Annotated in this window: 2 protein-coding genes; both read left to right on the forward strand. The window is 52.1% G+C overall.

The genetic code is table 11. The annotated features are described in order from the left end of the window. The coding region (locus ACTHS3_RS14700) for a YqgE/AlgH family protein (RefSeq protein ID WP_440367586.1) at window positions 1–450 on the forward strand (450 nt) is incomplete at its 5' end. Beyond that, complete coding sequence (ruvX, locus tag ACTHS3_RS14705) at window positions 443–898, forward strand: Holliday junction resolvase RuvX (RefSeq protein ID WP_070608128.1); 456 nt, start codon at window positions 443–445, stop codon at window positions 896–898. The genes ACTHS3_RS14700 and ruvX, both read left to right, overlap by 8 nt. Window positions 899–1,002 lie beyond the last annotated feature (104 nt).

Here is a 1,002-nt window from a genome sequence, read left to right on the forward strand (position 1 = left end):
GCGCTGGGCATCATCATCAACAAGCCTTCGCCGATTACCATGGACATGATTTTCGCCGCCGCCGACCGCAATATCCCGTTGCGCCTGCAACATGAAAACGTGATGATGGGCGGGCCGGTTCAGATTGAGCGCGGCTATGTCGTGCATACGCCGATCGGCCGCTGGCAAAACAGCATGGTGGTAACCGATAACGTCGCGCTGACTTCTTCGCGCGATGTGATTGAAAACTTGTCTAAAGAAGGTGCGGTGGACAAGGCTTTGATCAGTATTGGTTATTCGAAATGGGGCAAAGGGCAGTTGGAGCGCGAGCTGGCAGAAAATGTTTGGCTGACCGTGCCTGCGGACGAGCATATTCTTTTTGATGTGCCTTACGAACTCCGTTATGCCGCCGCTTTTGAAAAATTGGGTGTCAATCCGAACGCCTTGGTTTCAGGAGTCGGCCATGCCTGATGCACCAAAAGGCACGGTTTTGGCCTTTGATTTCGGCGAGGCGCGTATCGGCGTGGCGCAGGGCGAGGCAGAGCTGGGTATGACCCATCCGCTGGCGACGGTAACTGGCAACAGCAACGATGAAAAATTCGAGGCCATTGCCAAGCTGGTCAAAGAATGGCAGCCCAAGTATTTTGTGGTCGGCCTGCCGACGCATACCGACGGTACGGAGCATGAGCTGACCCGTTTGAGCCGCAAGTTTGGCCGCCGTTTGCAGGGACGTTTTAACTTGCCGGTTTATTGGGTGGACGAAAGGATGTCTTCCCTATACGCCGAAAGCCTGCTTGCAGAAGCACAAGTATTTGGCCGAAAACAAAAATCCGTACTTGACCAAGTGGCGGCGCAGGCGATTTTGCAAGGGTTTTTCGAAGGTGGCGCGGCCGAGTATTTCAATGGCCGCGAAGAATAGTATTATTCATTATAAAGGCTGTCTGAAACTGGGTTTCAGACTGTCTTTGTTTTGTTAAGGCTTTGAGATAAAAGAGGTTTAGTTTGGTTAAGCCTGATTTTTTC

It is taken from the genome of Neisseria sp. P0009.S007, from assembly GCF_051962515.1.

Coding starts and splice junctions, on each gene's coding strand:
- ruvX (WP_070608128.1), top strand. CDS start 443: ATGCCTGATGCACCAAAAGGCACGGTTTTGGCCTTTGATTTCGGCGAG.